This window comes from Paeniclostridium hominis (genome assembly GCF_014306135.1).
GTDB classification, from domain to species: domain Bacteria; phylum Bacillota; class Clostridia; order Peptostreptococcales; family Peptostreptococcaceae; genus Paraclostridium; species Paraclostridium hominis.
Map to the genome: position 1 here is coordinate 1 of NZ_JACRWD010000006.1, position 19,740 is coordinate 19,740.

Sequence of the window (19,740 nt, forward strand, 5' to 3'; positions counted from 1 at the left end):
TTCATCGCTCACGCGGCGTTGCTGCATCAGGCTTTCGCCCATTGTGCAATATTCCCCACTGCTGCCTCCCGTAGGAGTCTGGACCGTGTCTCAGTTCCAGTGTGGCCGATCACCCTCTCAGGTCGGCTACTGATCGTCGCCTTGGTAAGCCGTTACCTTACCAACTAGCTAATCAGACGCGGGTCCATCCTGTACCGCAAAAGCTTTGATATTTTTATCATGCGATAAAAATATATCATCTCGTATTAGCATACCTTTCGGTATGTTATCCGTGTGTACAGGGCAGGTTACCCACGCGTTACTCACCCGTCCGCCGCTCTTCTCCGAAGAGAATCGCTCGACTTGCATGTGTTAGGCACGCCGCCAGCGTTCATCCTGAGCCAGGATCAAACTCTCAAATAAAAGTTGTCCATCGCTCAGCTATCATTATCTGAATATCTGGCTTGGTTGTTTGTTGTTTAATTCTTTAAAAAGAATTTTTATAATTAACCTACTGTTTAATTTTCAAAGTTCATTTAACAACTTCATTAGTTTAACAAGTTTTTTCTTTCTTGTCAACTCTTTTTTGTTATTTCGTTTGCCCTTTTCTCAAGGACAAGTAATACTATACCACCTCATTTTAATAACGTCAATACTTTTTTAAAACTTTTTTTATTTTATTTTGCAATTTTTTGTGTATAATAATTTTCATACTCTGCAAATCTAGTATTTTCAATACTTACATTCTTTTTCTTTACTAACTTTCTTTTTCTATTAATTTTGTTATAATCACTTATAACTTCACTATTCATATAAATCATAACTTGTAAAACTAAAATCATTATAGAAATTAAACACATCCAATTTATTAAATTTTTCATTTAATTACCCCCAATATTTTTATTTATTATAGATTTCTATTTTTTATTCACACTTCCTCTCTTTATTTTTCCCCATACATTTTGTTTTTATATTTTTATTTATCACCTTACCCCAACATTTAATTTTAAACTACATATTTTTGTATCATTATTATAATTTTAATGTTGAATTAATAATAAAAAAACCTTTCTGATTTTAAAATCAGAAAGGTCTTTATTTATATTATTCTTCTATTTCATCATTAGAAGTTTCTTTTATAGGTTTCATTGTAGGGAATAATATAACGTCTCTTATAGATGGAGAGTTAGTTAATAACATCATAACTCTATCTATACCTATTCCTAGACCACCTGTCGGTGGTAAACCTACCTCTAAAGCATTTACGAAGTCCTCATCCATATCACAAGCTTCGTCATCTCCTAATTCTTTCTTTCTTAATTGGTCCATAAATCTTTCTTTTTGATCTATTGGGTCATTAAGTTCTGAGAAAGCATTTGCTAATTCCCATTTATTTGCGAAAGCTTCAAATCTGTCAGTTTTTCTTGGATCTTCCACATTTCTCTTAGCTAACGGAGATACTTCAACTGGATGATGAGTTATAAATGTAGGTTGGATTAATTTATCTTCACCAAACTCTTCAAATAAAGCATTTATAACTTCTCCTCTTCTCATTCCAGGAGTTATTTCTATACCTTTTTCCTTAGCTACAGCTAAAGCTTCTTCATCTGTGTTAATAGTAGAGAAATCTACTCCAGCATATTCCTTAACACATTCTTCCATAGTCATTCTTCTCCATGGAGGAGTGAAGTCTATTTCAGTTCCTTGATAGTTTATCTTCATACTTCCAGTAGCAGCTTCTGCCATGTAAGCTATCATATTCTCTGCTATTTCCATCATATCAGTATAATCTGCATATGCTTGGTATAATTCTACAGCTGTGTATTCTGGGTTATGCTTTATAGACATACCTTCATTTCTGAACATTCTACCCATTTCATAAACTTTATCAAATCCACCTACTATAAGTCTCTTTAAATATAGCTCGTTAGCTATTCTTAAGTACATAGGTATGTCTAAAGTATTATGGTGAGTTATAAATGGTCTAGCATTAGCTCCACCAGCTATAGTATTTAATATAGGAGTCTCAACTTCTAAGAATCCTCTTTCGTCTAAATAAGATCTTAAAGCTTTCATAGCTTTAGTTCTTGTAACGAAAGCATTTTTTACTTCTGGATTAACTATTAAATCAACATATCTTTGTCTATATCTTAAATCTTGGTCTTTTAGTCCATGATACTTTTCTGGAAGTACTTGAAGAGATTTTGTTAATAATTTTACATCGTTAGCTTTTATAGATATCTCTTCTTTTTTAGTTTTGAATACTTCACCTTCAACACCTATTATGTCACCTATATCATATGTAGAAAAGACAGCATACTCTTCTTCACCGATTCTATCTAATCTTACATAACATTGAATTCTACCTTCTTGGTCTTGTATATCTATAAATCCAGCTTTACCTTGGATTCTTTTACTCATTATACGTCCAGCTAATTTTACAACTTTTCCTTCAAAAGCTTCAAAATTATTTTTTATATCTGTAGAGTAATTAGTTCTATCATATCTACTTACGTGGAATGGATTTCTTCCCATCTCTTGTAACTTAGCTAATTTATCTCTTCTTACTTTAAGCACTTCAGTAAGTTCTTCTTTTGCTTGATCATTAGCATGTTGTTGATCATTATTCATTTGTATACCTCCAGATTATCTTCTTATTTCTAATATCTCGAACTTAGCAATCCCGTCAGGAACTTGAACATCTACTATTTCTCCTTTTGCTCTACCTAAAAGAGCTTTCCCTACAGGTGATTCATTAGATATTTTACCTTCATATGGATCAGCTTCAGCAGAACCAACTATTGTATATTCTACCTCTTCTTCAAATTCCATATCATTAACCTTAACTATAGATCCTATAGTTACTATATTTGAATCTATCTTAGACTCATCTATTATAACTGCTTTTCTTAGCATGTTTTCAAGCTTTATTATTCTTTCTTCAACTTGAGCTTGTTCATTTTTAGCTTCATCATACTCAGCATTTTCTGATATATCTCCAAAAGATATAGCTATCTTTATTCTTTCAGCAACTTCTCTTCTTCTAACTGACTTTAGATACTCTACCTCGTCCTCTAACTTTTGGTAACCTTCTTGAGTTAATAATATTTCCTTATTATCTTCCATAACCCCTACAACTCCTTCTCTTAATTATTATTTAAAATTAAACAAAACTTATTTTATATCTTAAGCATTTATGCGCTATATTATAAATTACTATCATCCTTATGTCAAGGAGTGGTCCAGGTAGTCACTTAGCTTGTTTACAACTTCTTCACAGCTTTCTATCTTGTTAATTTCATCTCTTAATCTAGCTGATCCTCTAAGACCTTTTAGGTACCATGCAATATGTTTTCTCATCTCTCTTACAGCAACATACTCTCCATGTTCCTCTACTGCTAATTTTAAATGCTTTAAAGCTGTATTTATTCTTTCTTCGCAAGTAGGCTCTGGTAATATTTCTCCTGTTTTCATATAATGATTTATTCTTTTAAATATCCATGGATTACCTTGAGCACCTCTACCTATCATTATTGCATCGCAATTAGTTTTATTTATCATATTTATAGCATCTTCTACTTCAAATACATCACCATTACCAATTACAGGTATATTTATATTTTTCTTTATTTCAGCTATTATATCCCAATCAGCTTTTCCTGAATAATATTGTTCTCTCGTTCTTCCATGTATAGCTAATGCACTTATACCTGACGCTTCTGCAATTTTTGCAATTTCAACAGCATTCACACTATTATCATCCCAGCCTTTTCTTATTTTTAAAGTAACAGGCTTTTTAGATTTTTTAACAACAGATTTTAATACTTCTTCAGCTAATTTAGGATTTTTCATAAGAGCAGATCCGTCTCCATTTTTTACAACCTTAGGAGCTGGACATCCCATATTTATATCCAATATTTCATTTGGATATTCATTTAATATTTCTGCGGCTCCTCCCATAAATTCTGGATCTGAACCAAAAATTTGAACAGCAACAGGATGTTCTTCATTCTCTATCTTTAGCATTTTTTTAGTATTCTTATCATCATAGCAAAGGGCTTTTGCATTAATCATTTCTGTATATAACATACCACAATCTTGTTCTTTACATATTAATCTAAATGGTAAATCTGTTACTCCTGCCATAGGAGATAAAAATACCTTATTGTCTAGTGTAACATTTCCTATTTTCATATATAGTCTCCTCTTTTAAAGTTTTACTTATATCTATACCCATTTTCCTATAATATCTTATCATAAAAAAGGAACTGGATTTAATATCCAATTCCTTGTTACTATTCTTTATTTTTATCATAGATTATTCTTAATCCTTCTAAAGTTAAGAACTTATCTACACAATCTATACTATTAGTCTCAGATGCTATTAATGATGATAGTCCTCCTGTAGCGACTACTTTCACATCTTCATTTCCTAATTCTTCCTTCATCATCTTTACAATTTTATCTACTAAACCTACATATCCATATATTATCCCAGATTGCATAGCCGAAACTGTATTTTTACAAATCGTCATTCCAGGCTTTAAAAGTTCTACTCTAGGAAGTTTTGATGCTCTTTGGAATAGAGCTTCACTTGATATTTTTATACCAGGTGCTATAGTTCCTCCTAAATAGTCACCTTTTGCTGATATAGCACAAAAAGTTGTAGCTGTTCCAAAATCGATTATTATCATAGGTGCTTTATACTTTTCTATTGCAGCAACGGCATTTACTATTCTATCTGCCCCAACTTGCTTAGGATTATCATATTTAATATTTAATCCTGTTTTTATTCCAGGCCCAACTACTAATGGTTGTTTGTTGAAATATTTTATACAAAAATTCTCAAGAGAATGCATAACATTAGGTACAACTGATGATATTATCACATCTTTTATTGATTTTATGTCTACATTATCATATTGAAATAAATTATTTATCAGCATCCCATATTCATCTGATGTTTTTGCTTTATCAGTACTAATTCTCCAATACTTTTTTAGCTCTTTTCCCTCATATATACCTAATACCATGTTGGTATTTCCAACGTCAAATACTAAAAGCATCTAATCTAACCTTCTTTCTATTTTTTGCTTTTCTTTAGTATAATTACAACTCCAGATACAACTAAAGCTCCAACAATAGCTTCAGGTATACCATTAGTAGCAGCAATTCCTAATATTACAGCTCCAGCTGTAGATGTATCTCCTCCTATAGCTTCTACATATCTTTGTGCATACAGTAAATATACAAGCCCTAAAACTCCAAATGTATTTATAATCGAACCTAAAAAACCAGAGCATAACCCTGAAACAGAAAGATTTTTAGTTAATTTAAATACACTTTTATAAATGTAATATGTAGCAATACCCATTAAAACTCTTGGAAGTATCGAAACTATCGGGTTCATAAACATAAAATTAGTTGGACTTGGCGTAGTTATGGCTCTCATAAAACTAGTTAGCCCAAATATTAATCCTAATATTCCCCCAACCATAGGCCCTTCAATTATAGATCCGATTATAACTGGTATATGCATTATAGTTGCATTAACAGGTCCAATCGGTATAAATCCCAGTGGCGTCATAGATAACATTATAGATATAGCTGATAACATACCTATTATAGCCATTTGCCTAACATTAATTTTTTTCTCTACTCCTACTTGTGTTTTCATTTCTAAAATACACCTCCGTTCCAGCTCTTAAAAGATGCCGGACTTTTCATTAAAATTTTTAGTTGTTATTTATCTATATCATAATCAGTCAGGCTCCTAATTTATAAGGATGCCAGCTGCAACAAAAACAATTTTATCAATAGGTAATAACATTGTCAATAATTCTTATTTTAAATTAATTTCATTGTATGAAGGTATATTATTAATTGATTTTGCATTTTTAATCGCATTTATTATACTCTTTTCAACTACCTCTGTAGCCAAGGAACCTAGCAACGTTACATCCGTTTCAATCTCACCAGTTGCTAATGTAAATATAGTATCTCCATCATGTGGAGTATGTATTGGAAATATCGTTTTTGCATATCCATTATGTGCCATCTGAGATACCTTTTTACACTGGGCCTTGTCCAACTTAGCATTAGTAGCCACGACTCCTATAGTCGTATTATCTATATTAAATCCACCTTTGTTCACACCTTGTTTCATAAGATCGTAAGTATTTAAAAATTCATCTTTACTATCATTTAAAACTCCAGCTATTACTTTCCCTTCTTCATATACATCTCCAAAAGCATTTACAGCTATTAATGCAGCTACAACTAACCCATTATCTAACTTAATCGAGTAACTTCCTATTCCACCTTTAGTACAGAAATTACTACCTTTTATTTTCCCAACAGTAGCTCCACACCCTGCACCAAAATTACCTTGCTCAAGATTTGTATAACTAGCTACCTTACAAGCTTCATATCCCATATCAATATTTGGTCTACATTTTGGATCTCCAACTCCTAAGTCAAATAATACTGCCCCAGTTACAATAGGTACCTTTGCAACTCCAACATCAAAGCCTATCCCATTTTCTTCTAAATATTTACTTACACCACATGTAGCTTCTAATCCAAACGCAGAACCACCAGATAATACTACAGCATGCACTTTTTGAATCATGTTAATAGGATCTAACAAATCAGTTTCTCTTGTCCCAGGTGCTGAACCCCTAACATCAACCCCACATACTGCACCTTCTTCACATATAATAACACTACACCCAGTTAAGCCTTCCATTTGTTGTACTTGGCCTACTTTAATCCCTTTAACATCTAAAATATTATTATACATATCCATGCTCCCCTCTTATAGATACTTCTCCAGATATAATTTCTTTTCTATTTCCTTTTTCATCTTCTATAACTAAATTTCCATCTTGATTTATATCAATACATTTAACTTTTTCTTTTTTATCATTTTTTATAGTATATATATTATGTCCTATAATTGCAGAGTGTTTTCTACAAATATCTAAAGTTTTACTCTTATCATTATGGTATATATAATCTATATAATTTTTTTCAAATTCCAATATGAAACTTCTAATTACTTCTACCCTAGATATATTATACCCTTCCTTTTGAATTGATGTCGCAATATTAACTATATCCTCAGAAAAATCTAATGTTTTAACATTTATGCCTATCCCTAAAACTATATAATTTACTCTTTCAATTTCAGCTGATAGTTCTGTTAGTATACCACATACTTTTTTTCCATTTATGATTACATCATTTGGCCATTTTATACTCGCATCTATCCCTAAGTTGTTAAGAGCTTTTACTATACTTGCTCCAGCGATTAATGTTATAAATGGCGCATCCATAGGAAGTATATCAGGTTTTAATATAATACTCATCCATATTCCATCATATTTTTTAGAGTGCCATTGTCTTCCTAGTCTACCTCTACCATTTACTTGTTCTTCACTTATAATTATTGTTCCATTTTTTTTATCAATAGAAACACTTTTAGCATAATTATTTGTTGAATCTATAGAATCAAAATGAATTATATCTTTTCCAATAAATTCAGTTTTTATTTCATGCATAATATTTTCTTTACTAAGAATATCATTAGGTATCTCTTTTAATCTGTAACCTTTTCTGTTTACAGATTCTATATCATAACCTTGTTCTTTTAAAGCTTTTACATGTTTCCATACAGCAGTTCTAGATATACCTAATTGTTTAGATATTTCTTCCCCTGATATAAACCCCAAACTATTATCTAGCAATATATTAATAACTTTTTCTCTCAACAATAACACCTCTACCTTAATAATAATTAAACTAAAGGCTAGGGTAAACCCTAGCCTTTGATTTTTTATTAATTATTTATTTGATCATCATTTTGATCTTTATTTATATCTTTTGATAAATCTATTTTTTCCTCTTTTGTATCAACAACTTCTTCTGTTGTTGCATTTTCTGATTTAGCCTCTAAAGGTAACTCTTTATTAAATGCTTTTATAAATTGATCTGCATCTAAAGTCTCATATACTAATAGAGCTTGAGCTACATACTCTAAGCTATCCATATTATCTTGAAGTAATTTCTTAGTTTTCTTGTAAGCTACATCAACTATATCTTTTATCTCATTATCTATTTCAAATGCAACCTCTTCAGAATAGTTTCTCTTACTTCCTATACTATTACCTAAGAATACTTCTTCTTCACTATCACCAAAAGTCATAGGTCCTAATTTAGAACTCATTCCATACTTAGTAACCATTTGTCTAGCAGTAGCAGAAACTCTTTCTAAGTCATTTGAAGCTCCTGTAGATATATCATCTAAAGTTAATTCTTCTGCAACTCTACCACCAAGTAAAACAATTATATTTTCTTTCATTTCATTCTTAGTAGCATAGAATTTATCTTCTACTGGAAGTTGCATTGTAAATCCTCCAGCTCTACCTCTTGGAACTATTGTTACTTGATGAACCGGACTTACATGCTCAAGTACATGAGCACAAACTGCATGCCCTGCTTCATGGTAAGCTGTAAGTTTTCTTTCAGGTTCACTTATAACTCTAGATTTTTTAGCAACACCTGCTATTACCTTAGTTATAGCTTCTTCTATAGTTTCCATTTTTATTTTCTTTTCTCTTTTTCTAGCTGTAAGTATTGCAGCTTCATTCATTAAGTTTTCTATATCAGCCGGAGTAAATCCAGGAGTTCTTCTCGCTAGTACTTCAACTTTAACATCATCTTCTAGTGGCTTATTCTTAGAATGAACTTTAAATATAGCCTCTCTACCTTTAACATCCGGAGCTCCTACAACTACCTGTCTGTCAAATCTACCTGGTCTTAAAAGGGCTGGGTCTAATATATCTGGTCTGTTTGTAGCAGCCATTATTATTATACCTTGGTTAACACCGAAACCATCCATCTCAACTAATAACTGGTTAAGAGTTTGCTCTCTTTCGTCGTGTCCTCCACCAAGACCTGCTCCTCTTTTTCTACCAACTGCATCTATCTCGTCTATAAATATTATAGCTGGAGCATTCTTTTTAGCATCTTCAAATAAAGATCTAACTCTTGAAGCCCCTACTCCAACGAACATTTCAACGAAATCTGAACCACTTATACTAAAGAAAGGTACTCCCGCTTCTCCTGCAACTGCTCTTGATAAATATGTTTTCCCTGTTCCTGGAGGTCCAACCATTAATATACCTTTAGGAATTCTAGCTCCTAAATCTATATATTTCTTTGGATTTTTTAAGAAGTCAACAACTTCTTGTAAGTCTTCTTTTTCCTCATTAAGTCCAGCTACATCTTTAAATGTAACTCTTGTCTTTTCATCATCTTTATGAACCTTAGCTTTAGATTTACCAAAGTTCATAACTTTTCCGCCTCCACCTTGAGACTGATTCATGAAAACAAACCATAATATTAATACAAAGAACAGCATAAATAATGATGGTAATATTTCGAAGAACCATGGTGTAGTTGGTTTTGGTGCTCCTGTTAACTGTAATTTACCTTCGTCAGCTTGCTTTAATAACTCATTTGCAAGTTGTTGAGACTGAATTTCTTCTGGTATGTATGTTTTAAACTTTTTGTTAGTACTCTTTATAGTTCCTTCTAGAACTGTGTCTTCTACAATCTTTATACTAGATATATTTTCTTTCATTAATTCTCTATAGACGCTTGAAAACTTCATTTCTTCTACTTTGTCTGTAGAACTACCTGAGAACTGTACTATACCTACTATAATGATAAATATAAGTAGATAAAAACCTGCTCCCTTTAAAAATTTATTCAAAAGAAGCCCTCCTTTCGTAAGTTGTTTTAATTTATAGTTTCTTAAAGGTAATCTTTAAGACTTCTTTTGTATTTGCATTAATTTTATAATTTTCACTGATTTTATAATCTCCAACACAAACAACTTCATTATCATCCACCAATACAGGAATTTTGCTTCTTTCCTCTCTTGGTATTTTTAAATCTATGAATAAATTCTTTAATTTCTTACTTCCTCCAGTAAGTTTAATTTTATCCCCAGATTCTCTATTTCTTACAATTATCCCTCCTTTAAATTTATCTAAATCAAATCCTTTAGAGGATTTATCAACCTTCATACTGTTAAATCTTTCAATACTCATTACTTGAGTTTCTATAAACAATCCTAATTCTTTTACCTTTATCATACCTTCTTTAGGAAGTTTATAAGAAAACTCTATTTCATCATAAGTTATTTCTTTGTTAGTAAATAATATGCTATTACTATTTCTATAAACAAATAAACCTCTAGGTAACACTAACTTTTTATTTATTTTATTATCATCCTCTAAATCTAGTATATCTTCTATGTGTTTTTGATCTACGAAATTAGTATCTCCTAAAATATACTTAATAGAATTTCTAATTATTCTAGTTTTTATTGCTTTATGCAAGTTAGTATATTTATCTAGTAAGATTTCTATATTTTCATCATCACTCGATTTAGTTACCTCGTTGAATTTATTTATACCCTCTTGTTCAATATAATCACTATCTAGCTTTAAATTATTACCCATTCTACATATAGCTTCAATCACATTAGCATTAAAATTTTCTTGCATATATGGAATTAAATCTAATCTTATTTTATTTCTAGTATATATATTTTCTAAATTTGTACTATCTATTCTTGGGTTTAAATTATATTCGTCACAATATTTTTCTATACTGCTTCTTTCTATATCAAGAATAGGTCTTATTATAGTGTCATCTCTTTTATATTCTATACCTTTTAATCCCTGTAATCCTGTACCTCTCATAAGCCTCATAAGAATAGTTTCTGCTTGATCATTTAAATTATGTCCAATTGCAATTTTATTTGATTTAGTCTTTTGTTTTATTTCATAAAACATTTCATATCTTAATTTTCTTGCACCTTCTTCAATTGATAAGCTATTTTCTTTACAGTATGCTGGGACATTTATTGATTTAACGAAAAGCTTAACTCCTAAACTATCACATAAATTAGATATATACATTACATCTTTTTGAGCCTCTATACCCCTTATCTGGTGATTTAAATGAGCTGCATATATAGATATATCATACTCATTTTCAAGCTGTTTTAGTATATGTAATAAACATACTGAATCAGGACCTCCAGATAAACCTAATACAACTTTATCGCCTTTTTGTAATAAATTATATTTATTTATAGTACTTCGTACTCTATCTACTATCATAAACTATACCTCTTACACTTAGTTTTTTAACTCAAGTATACTTTCTATAAAAACTTCTCAAATCCTTGTATAAATTATTTTATTTTTATAACCTTATCAAGTAATATAATACCAAATAAATTAATCTAGGGATAGTTTTTTATATACATTTAATTTTAGTTATACAAAATTACTTTATCCTAAATATATTTTAAATAATATCATACAATAACAATATAAAATATAATTTTTAAAATTTATAAACAAGGAGCATCTAATATGAAAAAATTTATATCAACCTTAGTTATGTTGTCTATATTTATTTCATTTATGACAACCAACAGTTATTGTTTTCAAAGTCCTATATCCAAAAGTAAAGTAGCTTATATTACTTTTGATGATGGACCAAACAAATATACACCAAAAATATTGGATTTATTGAAAAAATATGACATGAAAGCAACATTTTTCTTATTAGAAGATAGAATTAATGCTTATCCTGAGATAGTAAAAAGAATTTTAAACGAAGGTCATTCTATAGGCTTACATGGACAAAGCCATGAAAAAACTGTTTTTTATGCTAATAATTCATCTGCTTTAAATGAAATGAATAGCACAAATCATACTCTAAAAGATTTAATAGGTTATAATATAAAATTAGTTAGAGTTCCTTATGGAAGTAAGCCACATTTAACTGCAATTCAGTATAATAGTCTAATAAATTATGGTTATAAAGTTTGGGATTGGAATATAGATAGCACAGATACTCATAAAGGTTGTACTACATCTTCAATAGTATCAAATACTTTAAAAGAATTAAATAATTACCATACTCCTATTATACTGTTTCATGATAAACAAATTACAGTAAAATCATTGCCTTATATATTATGTCATCTTAAAGAAAATAATTTTGACTGTAAACCTATAAATCAAGATCAACCTTCTATGAATTGGTGGAATAAAGCTCTTTACTAATTTAAATTTAATAAAGTTTAAAAAGCTGACTAATAATAATTAAATATATAGTCAGCTCTTTTTTAATTCTTTTTTCTAACTTCTATTCGTATTTTATTTACACCCTCAAATAATCCTACAATCTCCATATTATAATTTATATCTATCTCTATTGTCTCATCTGTTTTTTCTACATTTAATTTATTAGTGTTTATCTTTATATTAAATAGACCTTGAGGAGTTTTATAGTTAGTAAAAGTTTCTTTTCCCAAAATAAATCTCATATTAGAGTTAACTACTCCAAATCTTTTTATCAAAATCTCTTTCTCTGATATTTTTATAGTGGTTGTAACATGAACTGCTCCCTTTTCTAATTCTTCTTTATAAACAATATATGTATCTCCATTTTTTTCATACATATTTCCTACTGATACAACCTCTATACAATCTTCATTTCCTAAACTATCATATTGCTTGGTATTCATAGATATGTTAACATCTATCATTTTTAACCTCCATAATAATATAAACTTTAGGGAATTTTTCCTAAAGTTTATATATTTTTAATACTTTTGTATTTCGATCTGATTTATGTCCTCTATTTCTGTATTTAAAAATTCTCTTCCTATTGTTGCAAATCTTTCTGGTATATCAGACACATAATATTTGTAATAAGGTTGGTCTGAAGAATTTTCAGCCAATAAGTTATTTTTAGTTAGTACATCTTTTAAGTCTTTTGCTGTTTCTCTTGCTGGATTAACAAGTTTAATTTTACCTTCAACAACTTTATTAATTGTATTTGTTAAAAGAGGGTAGTGAGTACATCCTAAAACTAAAGAGTCTATATTTGATGACTGTAACTCTTCTAAATATTTTTTAGCAGTTAATCTAGCTACTTCTGTATCTGCCCAACCTTCCTCAACTATCGGTACAAATAGTGGACATGCTTTACCTATGATTTTTATTTCACTATCTAACTTATTTATTTCTTTTTCATAAGCTTTAGAATTTATAGTTCCTTCCGTTCCTATAACCCCCACTAACTTGTTTTTAGTGGTATATGCAGCTGTTCTAGCTCCAGCTTCTATAACTCCTATTATAGGAATATCATACTTTTCCTGAGCTAAAGCTAAAGTTCTTGCTGTAGCTGTATTACAAGCTATTACTATAGCCTTAACATTTTTAGATATTAAAAAATTTATAGCTTGAAAAGTGTATTTTATAACTGTCTCTTTAGATCTTGATCCATAAGGAACTCTTGCAGTATCCCCAAAATACACTATATTTTCGTTAGGTAGTATACTAGTTATTTCTTTTAAAACTGTAAGCCCACCTAGTCCTGAGTCAAAAACTCCAATCGGATTATTATTCATATAATATACACCTTCTTTATTATTTACCTTCAATGGCTAATTGTATTAATTTGTCTATAAGGTCAGTATATTGAATTCCTGTAGCATCCCAAAGTTTTGGGTACATGCTTATATTAGTGAATCCTGGTAATGTATTTATTTCATTTATATATATTTCATCTGTTTCTTTATCTATAAAAAAGTCTACCCTAGAAAGTCCACTACCATTTATTCCTTTAAATGCATTTATTGCCATATTTCTTATACTTTCCATTGTTGTTTCGTCTACTTTTGCTGGTATTTCTAATTTAGAAGCTCCATTTACATATTTATCTTCATAGTCATAAAAATCTTTTGCAGGTATTATCTCTCCAGCTATAGATGCTTTTACATCATCATTACCTAAAACAGCTACTTCTATTTCTCTAGCATTTATACCTTGTTCTAAAACTATTCTTGTATCATGCTTTAAAGCTTCATTTATACCTTTTAAAAGCTCTTCTCTATTACAAACTTTAGATATTCCTACACTCGAACCCATGTTAGCAGGCTTAACGAATACAGGATAGTTTAATTCACTTTCAATTTTATCTAATTCTTTTTCTTTATTTAAATTAAATTCCCACTTATTCGTATAAGTGTAATTTACTTGTGGCAGTCCTATTTGTGAAAATATTTTTTTGCATATAAGTTTATCCATACCAACACTAGATGCTAAAACTCCACATCCAACATAAGGTATATTACTTATTTCAAATACACCTTGTATCTTACCATCTTCTCCATATGGTCCATGTAAAACAGGGAATAAAACATCTATCTTTTTAAAACTTCCATCTTTAAACTCTAGACCAACTTTAGAATTCCCATTAGGTATCAAATTTATTTTAACATCATTATTCGCTAAACTTTCCCACTTACCATTAGCCATATCTTCTGCTGAACCGTTATAATAAATCCAATTTCCATCTTTTGTTATACCTATTGTATGAACATCGTATTTTTCTTTATTTATATGCTTAAATATAGATGAAGCTGAAACTCTAGAAACATCATGTTCCCCAGATTTTCCACCGAAAATTAATGCTACACTTAATTTTTCCATCTCGCTCACCCTTCTATCTCACTTATATTTTTTTATAATTATATGCGTTTTTATTATCTAAGTGATTATTATAGTGCATTTGGCAAAAAAAATAAAGGAGTATAAACTCCTTTATTTTTTAATATTTAATTATTTTGCAAACACATGATTACCTATTCTTTTATATGGATCTAGTGTTTTAATCCAACTGCAGGTTGCAATTTCTGGATTCCAAAAATATATAGCTCCACTAGTAGGATCTTTTCCATATAAAGCTTCTCTAGCAGCCTTATATGCACTGTCTGTAGGGTTTTTATATATTTCTCCATTATTTACTACTGAAAAGGCATTTTTTTGATATATAACATCTTTTATATTGTTGGGGAACCTTGAGTCTAAAACTCTATTTATAACGACTGCAGCAACAGCAACTTGTCCCTCATAACTTTCACCTCTAGCTTCACTAGATACCAACTTAGATAGTAAATATAGCTCATCATTTGTAATGCTTATAACTTCTTTAGACCCCTTTTCAGATTCTCTCTCATTTACTATTTTTTTATCATAATCTTTATAACTTTCTTTAATTTCATTTTCAGCAAATATATTATTTAAGTTAGTGCTAGCAAATAATAAAGTAAAAACTACTAAAAAAAGTTTGGTGTGGTATTTCATATTATATAATTCACTCCTTTTAAAATATTACTTACTATTTTTACTAAAAGATTTTAATATCTCTAGTATTTTAAATTTTAGTTTTTTATTAGAAGCTTTATCTGCATTTTTCCCAGATATTAATTTGTATTCTTCTTCAGTTAATACATTTTTTAACTTTTTATCTGTTTCTTTATCTATAACACCATTATTCTCATCCACAAAACATAGTGGTGGAAACATAACACACCACCAATTTTTACCTTCCCCATCTCCTATAATAATTCTTAAAGCTTTATATTCTCCAGCAGGTAAAACTATATTTGAATATTGCTTTGCAGGAAATTTACTATATTCAAGATTTACCTTTACTTCATAAGTATAACCATTTTTCGAAATAATATTTTTAGATATTCGTTTGATGTTTTCACCCTCTGATAGTATTATCTTTTCACTTTCTTTTATACTATTAGATTCTTTTAACAATGGTTGTAAATATTTTATTACTTCATCTCTAACTTTTAATTTTAATTTTTGATCTTCTTCACTATCACTATTTGCTAATACATGAAATCTTATTAATTTATCTTTATAATTACTAGAAACTTTCTCTACTTTAGATACTTCCCCATATATATATACCGTACTTATTGTAAGTATAGATAATAATAATAAACTTAATCCAACTATCCTTAATTTTATATTTCTCATAATATATATCCCCCTAATATATTTTAATATCTTGATTATTTCCAAAATACATAGTTTTATTCCTAATCTATATAAATAAAAAAGAGACTGTTAAATTTAACAGTCTCTTTTTTATTTATAAGTCCTTATTGTTTATAGCTTTTTCTATTATGAAATGTTCTGCTTTTTCTATATGTTCTATTGCATATTTTTTAGCATCTTCATTATTTCCAGAAATAATTGCTTCTAATATATTATTATGTTCAAGCACAAGATTGTATGATGTATCAAAGTCTGATATATAAGTAGCTCTAAATCTATGAACTTGTTCCCAAAGTGAATTTATAATTTGGCTTAACTTTTTATTTTTAGTAGTATTGAATATAAACTCATGAAACTCTACATCTTTTTTTAGCAATGTATCTATATCATCTTTATTTTCTATACTTTTCTTAAAATCCTCAGCTATTTCTCTTAATTTCTTAGCATCATCTTCATGTATTCTTTCTGCAGCTAAGTACGCAGCTAGTCCTTCTAAGCTTGATCTTATTTCTAATACATCAATAATATCTTTTAATGACATATTAGCTACATAAGCTCCTTTTCTAGGCAACATAACTACTAGACCTTCTAGCTCTAATTTTCTTATAGCTTCCCTTACAGGTGTTCTACTAACCCCTAATTGTTCTGCTAATTGAACTTCCATAAGTCTTTGTCCTGGCTTTAAATGCCCTTCTAAAATAGCTTCCCTTAAATTTTCGAAAACTACATCTCGTAGAGGTTTATAGTTATCTAGATTTAACTTTGTTAAACTATCCATAAATTTCAACTCCTTTGTTGCTACTATTAACTAAATATACTTGATTATAGTCTATTAGTAGCTCTTCTTTGGCCTTTATTGCATATTCTTTATTGTCAAATAACCCAAAAACTGTAGGGCCACTTCCACTCATCATAGATCCTAATGCTTTATTTTTCATCATAGTAGCTTCTATTTGCTTTATTTCTTTATACTTTGAAGCTGTAACTTCTTCTAAAACATTAACCATATTTTCAGATACATATTTTATATCATCATTTTTTAAACTCTCTATAAGCTTTTGATTTTCTGGTCTTTTTTGAACTTTATTCATATCTAAAGATTGATAAACTTCTTTAGTTGACACAAAAATATCAGGCTTACATACTAATATGTTTACACCTTCACTTAAACCATGTATGTTAGTTAATTCTTCCCCTATACCTTGTGCTAATGCACTTCCTCCTGTTATACAAAACGGCACATCTGCTCCTAATTGTAAACCGATTTCTTTAAGTTCACTTTCACTCAGCCCTAAATTCCAAACCTTATTTAATCCTACTAAAACTGCAGCTGCATTAGAGCTTCCTCCAGCCATTCCTGCTGCCACAGGTATATTTTTTTGTATAGAAATTTCTACTCCATCTTTTATATTAAATCTCTTTTTTAAAATATCAGCAGCTTTATAAACAATATTATCCTGATTTAAAGGTATATCCTCACTATCACTTTTTATTTTTATAAAGTCACCTTCTATTTTAGTGATCTTCAAGTTATCATATAAATCTATGGTTTGCATTATCATCTCAACTATATGATATCCATCATCTCTTTTCCCAAGCACATCTATTGATAGGTTTATTTTAGCTCTGCTTTTTAAATCTATAGAGTTCATTATTACCTCCTTACTTATGCTAAAACGGTCATAAATATTTACAGTATACATTATACTACAAAAAATAAAATAATAGGGAATTATAATTCCCTATTATTTTATTTTGCATATATTTTTTATTCTACATTAACCTTTTTCTCTATTATTAGACATTGCCCTGTAAGTAACTGATCATCTGGTTTTATTTCATTTACTTCTGCTATATCGTCTATCGTAGTATTATATTTTTTAGCTATGTTCCATAACTTATCTCCATCCTTAGCAATATAAAGAGTTATACTTGGTCTTTGAGATAAATCTACTGGTCCTTGATCTTCACCTTTTATTATAAAACTATCTTTCTTTTTATCTAATACTTCACAATATCTTCTCACTTTTACTGTTACATCAATTTGGTCTCTATTTAAATCAAATTCTACTCTATCTATAGTTACATTATTAAATGCATTTGTAGTATCCTTTATATTTTCAACTTCTATATCATGAGTAAATGGAATTTCTTCTGTTAGTCTATATACTGGTCTTAATCCTTCTACTGGAGTATATAAAGCATCTACACGAACTACACCTTCTATTATATTTTTATTTCCTTCAAAGAATGAATTTTCCACTATTATGTTTGAATCAACGCTCACTACATCTTTTATTTGTATATCATCACTATTACTTTTTATCGTATCTCTTATATTAAAAAATTCACTTCCACTATTTATAACTTTATTAAGTTCTACATTTCTACTCTCAAATTTTAAAATTCTATCAGGTGAATACGCATCTTGTAATACTTCTCTAGTAACATCTTCTGAAACTTTAACTTTTGCTCTAGCTGTACAATCAATTTCTAAAGCTCCAGTATTAGCTTCTTCATTTCTTTTAAATACATAATTTAAATCAACTATATCTACTATAGCTTCTTCCTTCATTCCTTCAGATACGCCTGGTACTTCTATAAATTGAGTAAAATCTAATCCAACTCTATCTAATTCAACTAATTCTCCTTCATAAGTGTAAGCTACAGGATTTAAATCTAAAACCCCACCTACTATAACCTTATTATCAGATACCCTAGTTTCTTTTAATTTTATTCTAGGCCCTATTGAAACTATATTAGCTATGTCTTCTGTACTTATATTTATAGTATCTCTTATAACACTTTCTGACTTTTCTATTCCAACTATATCTTCATATTGAACTTCTTTTCTATGCTTTTGAACATCTTCTATTTGAGAAACATCTTTTATTATATCTATAGTATTTTTTTCAAATAAGCTACCTCTTATATTTAAAAGCGCTCCTACTCTTATCTTTCTTTCATTTATAACTGTACAATCTATATGTTCTACATCATAGAAAAGCATATTTTCCATGTCTGCAACGATATTATCTTTTTCTACTACTTCATTTATCTCTATTCTTCCTTCTACATTTGATACAGTATTTTTATCTTCTGTCAAATAAATTACATTGTAGTTGAAGTTTCCTCTAAATATTATCTTTCCATCTAATACTTCTTGCTTCTTTAAAGCTATGTACCCTTCTGTTTTTATAATTTCATATACATCATCTTTCTTATCTGATACAACAGCCTCTGTTTCTATGAAAGTTTGAAATCTTCCAAAGTCTATCCTGTTGTCAACTTGTAATATATCTTTTATTAGATTCATACGTTACCCCTCCTAAATTAAATATAAATATCACACTATATTTATATTTAGGAAACAAAAAAAAAATTACACCTATTTTTAATAGGCATAATTTTTTAGCTTACATTTAATTTATTTGTCTCTTTAATTACTTTCAATTTAACGTTATCAGTTAATAAGTCTGAGTAACTGTATGACACTCTAGAGTATCCATTATCCTCATCATCTAACTTAACAACAAATATACTTGGATATACTTTTTCTAATATACCTCTTTTAGTAACTATTTGTTTTCTTCCTTTGTTTGCTTTTAATACAATTTTTTTTCCTAGGTGCTTCTCTAAAGTCTGTCTTATTTTATTCAAAGTTTGAACAGTGGCCATTATATCACCTTCTTTAACATTATATGTTCACATAATGATATACTACCACACTTAACCTTTTTTGTCAAACCAAACTAATTATTTTATATATTTTTTAATAAAAAGTCAATACTGTTTTTTTTATAAA

At 29.2% G+C, this 19,740-nt stretch carries 20 protein-coding genes and 1 rRNA gene; 1 reads left to right on the forward strand and 20 read right to left on the reverse strand.

Translation table 11 applies throughout. The features are described from left to right. From H8891_RS11960 to tilS, 11 genes are all read right to left on the reverse strand, one after another. A 16S ribosomal RNA gene (locus tag H8891_RS11960) occupies window positions 1-402 on the reverse strand; the annotation flags it as partial. Window positions 403-656: 254 nt separating this feature from the next. Continuing rightward, window positions 657-860 (reverse strand): hypothetical protein, encoded by a 204-nt coding sequence (locus tag H8891_RS11965; protein WP_187006632.1) that lies wholly within the window; start codon window positions 858-860, stop codon window positions 657-659. 223 nt (window positions 861-1,083) lie between these two features. Next, window positions 1,084-2,610, reverse strand: a complete 1,527-nt coding sequence (gene lysS / locus H8891_RS11970) for a lysine--tRNA ligase (protein ID WP_147547510.1) — start codon at window positions 2,608-2,610, stop codon at window positions 1,084-1,086. A 15-nt stretch (window positions 2,611-2,625) separates the two neighbouring features. Next, window positions 2,626-3,105: a transcription elongation factor GreA gene (greA, locus tag H8891_RS11975; RefSeq protein WP_187006633.1), complete on the reverse strand. Its 480-nt coding sequence runs from the start codon at window positions 3,103-3,105 to the stop codon at window positions 2,626-2,628. Between the two features lie 99 nt (window positions 3,106-3,204). After that, window positions 3,205-4,173, reverse strand: a complete 969-nt coding sequence (gene dusB / locus H8891_RS11980; protein WP_187006634.1) for a tRNA dihydrouridine synthase DusB — start codon at window positions 4,171-4,173, stop codon at window positions 3,205-3,207. Between the two features lie 101 nt (window positions 4,174-4,274). Then, complete coding sequence (locus H8891_RS11985) at window positions 4,275-5,045, reverse strand: type III pantothenate kinase (RefSeq protein WP_147547517.1); 771 nt, start codon at window positions 5,043-5,045, stop codon at window positions 4,275-4,277. A 17-nt stretch (window positions 5,046-5,062) separates the two neighbouring features. Then, window positions 5,063-5,656 carry an ECF transporter S component gene (locus tag H8891_RS11990; protein ID WP_243207845.1) on the reverse strand — a complete coding sequence of 198 codons (594 nt, stop codon included), beginning with the start codon at window positions 5,654-5,656 and terminating at the stop codon, window positions 5,063-5,065. A 165-nt stretch (window positions 5,657-5,821) separates the two neighbouring features. Then, window positions 5,822-6,781, reverse strand: a complete 960-nt coding sequence (locus H8891_RS11995; protein WP_187006635.1) for a P1 family peptidase — start codon at window positions 6,779-6,781, stop codon at window positions 5,822-5,824. Continuing rightward, the gene (locus H8891_RS12000) at window positions 6,774-7,760 is read right to left on the reverse strand and encodes a biotin--[acetyl-CoA-carboxylase] ligase (protein WP_334298953.1); all 987 of its coding nucleotides are present in this window, start codon (window positions 7,758-7,760) and stop codon (window positions 6,774-6,776) included. The genes H8891_RS11995 and H8891_RS12000 overlap by 8 nt, the downstream gene beginning before the upstream one ends. Before the next feature lie 59 nt (window positions 7,761-7,819). Further along, window positions 7,820-9,757 carry an ATP-dependent zinc metalloprotease FtsH gene (ftsH, locus tag H8891_RS12005; protein ID WP_187006637.1) on the reverse strand — a complete coding sequence of 646 codons (1,938 nt, stop codon included), beginning with the start codon at window positions 9,755-9,757 and terminating at the stop codon, window positions 7,820-7,822. A gap of 31 nt (window positions 9,758-9,788) precedes the next feature. Next, window positions 9,789-11,177: a tRNA lysidine(34) synthetase TilS gene (gene tilS, locus H8891_RS12010; RefSeq protein WP_187006638.1), complete on the reverse strand. Its 1,389-nt coding sequence runs from the start codon at window positions 11,175-11,177 to the stop codon at window positions 9,789-9,791. A gap of 258 nt (window positions 11,178-11,435) precedes the next feature. On the opposite strand from tilS, the gene H8891_RS12015 reads away from it, so the two are divergent. Further along, window positions 11,436-12,134, forward strand: a complete 699-nt coding sequence (locus tag H8891_RS12015; RefSeq protein ID WP_187006639.1) for a polysaccharide deacetylase family protein — start codon at window positions 11,436-11,438, stop codon at window positions 12,132-12,134. 62 nt (window positions 12,135-12,196) lie between these two features. Here the strand turns inward: H8891_RS12015 and H8891_RS12020 are convergent, their stop codons facing one another. The 9 genes from H8891_RS12020 to H8891_RS12060 all read right to left on the reverse strand — a co-directional run bounded on the left by H8891_RS12020 (window position 12,197) and on the right by H8891_RS12060 (window position 19,613). Continuing rightward, complete coding sequence (locus tag H8891_RS12020) at window positions 12,197-12,619, reverse strand: DUF1934 domain-containing protein (RefSeq protein ID WP_187006640.1); 423 nt, start codon at window positions 12,617-12,619, stop codon at window positions 12,197-12,199. Between the two features lie 57 nt (window positions 12,620-12,676). Then, window positions 12,677-13,486, reverse strand: a complete 810-nt coding sequence (gene murI / locus H8891_RS12025) for a glutamate racemase (protein ID WP_187006641.1) — start codon at window positions 13,484-13,486, stop codon at window positions 12,677-12,679. Window positions 13,487-13,505: 19 nt separating this feature from the next. Beyond that, window positions 13,506-14,570, reverse strand: coding sequence for a D-alanine--D-alanine ligase (locus H8891_RS12030; protein ID WP_187006642.1), 1,065 nt, complete (start codon window positions 14,568-14,570; stop codon window positions 13,506-13,508). A 129-nt stretch (window positions 14,571-14,699) separates the two neighbouring features. After that, the gene (locus tag H8891_RS12035; protein ID WP_187006643.1) at window positions 14,700-15,224 is read right to left on the reverse strand and encodes a cell wall hydrolase; all 525 of its coding nucleotides are present in this window, start codon (window positions 15,222-15,224) and stop codon (window positions 14,700-14,702) included. A gap of 27 nt (window positions 15,225-15,251) precedes the next feature. Then, window positions 15,252-15,914, reverse strand: coding sequence for a stage II sporulation protein R (spoIIR, locus tag H8891_RS12040; protein ID WP_187006644.1), 663 nt, complete (start codon window positions 15,912-15,914; stop codon window positions 15,252-15,254). 115 nt (window positions 15,915-16,029) lie between these two features. Beyond that, window positions 16,030-16,713 carry a GntR family transcriptional regulator gene (locus tag H8891_RS12045; protein WP_187006645.1) on the reverse strand — a complete coding sequence of 228 codons (684 nt, stop codon included), beginning with the start codon at window positions 16,711-16,713 and terminating at the stop codon, window positions 16,030-16,032. Beyond that, entirely contained in the window at window positions 16,706-17,587 is an 882-nt protein-coding gene (gene ispE, locus H8891_RS12050; protein ID WP_187006646.1) for a 4-(cytidine 5'-diphospho)-2-C-methyl-D-erythritol kinase, read from the reverse strand. The genes H8891_RS12045 and ispE overlap by 8 nt, the downstream gene beginning before the upstream one ends. A gap of 116 nt (window positions 17,588-17,703) precedes the next feature. After that, window positions 17,704-19,251 carry a DUF3794 and LysM peptidoglycan-binding domain-containing protein gene (locus tag H8891_RS12055; protein ID WP_187006647.1) on the reverse strand — a complete coding sequence of 516 codons (1,548 nt, stop codon included), beginning with the start codon at window positions 19,249-19,251 and terminating at the stop codon, window positions 17,704-17,706. Window positions 19,252-19,346: 95 nt separating this feature from the next. Next, on the reverse strand, window positions 19,347-19,613 hold the full coding sequence (locus H8891_RS12060) for a Veg family protein (RefSeq protein WP_147547546.1): 267 nt from the start codon (window positions 19,611-19,613) through the stop codon (window positions 19,347-19,349). Between the last annotated feature and the right edge of the window lie 127 nt (window positions 19,614-19,740).